The organism is Vibrio sp. 10N.222.46.A1, from assembly GCF_041473595.1.
In the GTDB taxonomy this organism is placed as follows: domain Bacteria; phylum Pseudomonadota; class Gammaproteobacteria; order Enterobacterales; family Vibrionaceae; genus Vibrio; species Vibrio tasmaniensis_A.
Window position 1 is genome coordinate 1 of sequence record NZ_JBFRSN010000205.1, and the last position, 3,644, is coordinate 3,644.

Here is a 3,644-nt window from a genome sequence, read left to right on the forward strand (position 1 = left end):
AGACTAGGCTTACTTGCTCTCTTTAACCGTCAGATATCCTCTAGATTCTCAGAAAAAATAAAACGGGCACCTCACTGAGGTGCCCGTTTTATTTATATTTCATCGTTTAGTAACCCTTAGCTATTTAGCTAAAAACGGCCTTGATAAGTAAATTGGTACTTACCTTGGCTGTCAGGGTTGCCCAACCACTTAAGCTGACTCTGCATCGCAGGTGGGAATTCAGCGCCCGGCTTAAACCATGCGGCCGAGGTGTAGCTTTGATTTGGCGTTACGCTCGCAGAAAACTCACTATCAACTTGAGCACTCTTCTGATTACCTTTCGCTGAAACAGTGCTGTTTTCACAACTGATGTCAGCAATCACAGGGCCAAAATCTAACGAGCCAACCGGAGAATCAACCGCAGCGCCCGACCAAGCAAGCGTACCTTCACCCGATTGGCACCAAGGTTGAGCATGAACCGCATGTTTGATAGTCAGTTCAACTTGTCCTGCAATAGACACTGGCACAGGTATCGCTGGCGCATACTTCATCACGTTGCTAGCTGGCATTGATGCCACTAAGTTTTCCGTGTAAGCACCGCTCATGCTATACCCGATAAGCCCTTTACCAGATAAGTTCATGTCGCTGTTACGACCAAAGCGAATTGCAAGTTCTGCTTTGGCTTGGAATAGTTTAGAGAACTGGAAGTCCCACTGCACTGAGCCGTAATTGACACGCTGCCACGCAATATTGTTAGCGCGACCTTGCCAAACGGTGCCCTCAACGCCTTCAATGCTTAAACCACGTACAACGGGCGCATGTTTAAGAACAAAAGAAGCCGGCAAGTGCAGCAACAAACTTACCGAGAAAAAAACGATAAAGATGCTGCTAAATAACAAACCATACTTAAAAGATAAACCGCGTTTCACATTAACCTCATTTAAACTGTAGTCGGTTGACGTCAATAACCCCAAGGCTATCAGAGCGATCAATATCCATAAACTCAACCTCAACACCCTGCTTTTCTTTCAGGTATGTCAGCCAATCAACAAATTGATTAAATGGCAAAGGTTTAATCCACACTTGCAGCATCTCGCCACGTGGTTGCACTCGTATCAATTCGATCTTGAAGCGACGCATAGATGCAGGCACGGATTGATTCAAAGGCTGACTAGCACTAATGCCACCATTGCCTCTTAGTTCAACCACTTCATTGGCTTTATTAGTAACCCAAGCCAGTAGTTGTTTTTCACTTTGAATGCGATTCTGTGCCAGTTCAGCTCGCTGACTGAGGGGCTGTATTAGCCCCCAATAAATGATACCTACTACCAATAAAATTGAGCAACCAACGACTAATCGTTGCTCTCTTTGACTTATTGAAGTCCACCACGCTTGGAGTGGTTCAATTATATTTCTCATCACTGATCTCCTTGCGCAGTTACTGACGGGGCTTAAGGGTAAAACTACCAAATACGGCATCGCCATTACGGTTCAATGGCCCTTGTTCAACGGAAAACTTCTCTTCAAGTTTCACTTTAGCCGTCTCAAAATGTTGAAAATCAGCGCTTTTAGCTTGTAATCGAACTTCAGAACGATTGCCATCATAGCGAATGCTTTCGACTTCGATCGATTTCACTTGTCCTAACGTTTCTGGCAGCAATGCTAACCAACCAAGTAAGGAGTCACCATCGCCTGAGCCACCGTATTTCTTAGCTTCGTCATTCATCTGACGTTTAAGGTAGCTTACTGTCGGAATTCGTTGTTTACCTGGCAGAACGGCTCTAAAGATACGCTCACTCTCCATGCGATAGGCTTGTGCTTGTGCTTCGTATTGCTGCACCTTCAACACTTGTTGAGTCACAATCACGGCCACCAGCAAGCAAGCAGCGATCGCCACCTTCTGCCATACACGCCAATATTTACTGAAAGAAGATTTGGTTTTAAAGGTGCCCGTCAGTAAATTTACGCCGCTGGTGATCGCTTGTTGGCTCAATAAGGACATCACCAATTCCGCAGGCTTTGCTTGCCATTCCATACCGCTTTGCTGCTGTACATCGTCGCTCGGCATTGCGGTATAGCTGAAGATAGTCGTAGGTTGGTCTTCGTCGTCAGCCACAACCCAATCACTTTGCAAAAACATCGCTAACCATGCTTCGCTGATTGATACGGCTTGATAGTTACCTTGACGTTGAGAGTGACCTTGACGTAATAGCCAATGCTGGTCGATTTGCAATGCACTGATGCCTTGATCTTCAACAGGCACGGCTAGTGTATCTGGTAGCACCTTACGGAAAATAATATTGGCTTTGCGAAACTGGTCTAAAGCTTGTTTTAACCACTCGCGATCTACACCACACACAGTAGCGTGCGTTGCATCTTTATCTAAAATGGTTAGATGTAAGTCTTCGATATCTTGTGCCACTTCGTCTTCTAACAAAAATGGCAGCATAGAGTCGAACTGGCGAGCAGCACCTTTCGGAATTTCAACACGCTTAATTAAGCACTCATTTCCCGGCAATAAAGCGATACAGCTACGCTTTTCAGCGTAAGGCGTTAACTCATCAAGCTGATCCCAGCTAGACAGCTCACCACTTGCTATCACTTCTTGTTGGCTTGTCGACCAAACCAACCACTGCACTGGGCTTTGTGGCTCGCTACTCAGTCGAACGGTCAGAAACTCGCTCACGGATTCCTCCAAAACGACGGCGTACTACCGTCACTGTTTCTCTATTACTACTATAGAAAAGCGTTCGTATACGTACACGAGACTGCTCAACTAATACCTCTGCATCTAGCTCAAAATAGGCGCTATCTACAGTTAAATATGCTTTCGCTTGTTTGCTGACTTCTGCACTCACACCAACAATAGCAGGCTCAGCCATAAACGCATCCACCGAATCCCAGCCATCAAATGGGCGCTTGTCTATCAGCTGTTTGGCGTCCGATTCACTTAGACCGGGTGCAAACATTGCTTCCAGTAAAGATGCCTGCTTTTCCGAGATGGTATTCACGTTTAATCGGAAATCATCAGTGGGCAAAGCGCAAATAAATGGATGTACCTTTTCCATTGCCTCACCAGAGACCTGATAAACGGCTCGCAGCTCCGATTCATCTGCTATTAAGCCATTCGCCGCCAAATAAGCTGGCTTCATCGCCTCATAAGTGCTGTCTTCTACCCCCGTAGAAGAGGTGGCTCGAGTATCAGAGTCCAGAAATTCCCAACTTGAATTTGCGATAACCTCAGCCTGATAAGGCTCCACATTTTGGTTTTCCAGTAAGGTTTGCCAAACCTTCACTAAATAAGGGGGTTGGTTACTTGATGTCGTCGTAATCCCAGCGAGCGCATTAAGATTGAAACAAGCCTGCGCATCAACGATACGCCCTTTAACTTGGCCATAATCCAATGGGTATACCTGCTCCTCTAACGCCCATGGCTGGCTTAAGTTCACCGTATCACTATCTTTATAACTTTGCCTAATACCGTCTTGGACAAGTGCTTCTACACCAATGCTATACCAGTAAGCCTGTTGGTAATTCAGTTGATTGCCAACGCGTTTGAATTGCGTAAACAGACGCTCCGACATACTGCCAGCTATGGTTGCCATGATCGCCAAAAGCATCAGAATAATGATCAGCGCGACACCACGCTGTTTACGCCCCACAGC

General features: G+C 46.0%; 4 protein-coding genes. All 4 read right to left on the reverse strand.

Translation table 11 applies throughout. The annotated features are described in order from the left end of the window. Positions 1-128: 128 nt before the first annotated feature. Complete coding sequence (locus tag AB4496_RS06945; protein ID WP_102257549.1) at positions 129-908, reverse strand: type II secretion system protein N; 780 nt, start codon at positions 906-908, stop codon at positions 129-131. A 7-nt stretch (positions 909-915) separates the two neighbouring features. Continuing rightward, positions 916-1,398 (reverse strand): type II secretion system protein M, encoded by a 483-nt coding sequence (locus AB4496_RS06950; RefSeq protein WP_102257548.1) that lies wholly within the window; start codon positions 1,396-1,398, stop codon positions 916-918. Positions 1,399-1,417: 19 nt separating this feature from the next. After that, positions 1,418-2,665, reverse strand: a complete 1,248-nt coding sequence (gspL, locus tag AB4496_RS06955; protein WP_102249014.1) for a type II secretion system protein GspL — start codon at positions 2,663-2,665, stop codon at positions 1,418-1,420. Then, a partial coding sequence (gene gspK, locus AB4496_RS06960; RefSeq protein WP_372130727.1) for a type II secretion system minor pseudopilin GspK occupies positions 2,634-3,644 on the reverse strand: 1,011 nt, incomplete at its 5' end. The genes gspK and gspL, both read right to left, overlap by 32 nt.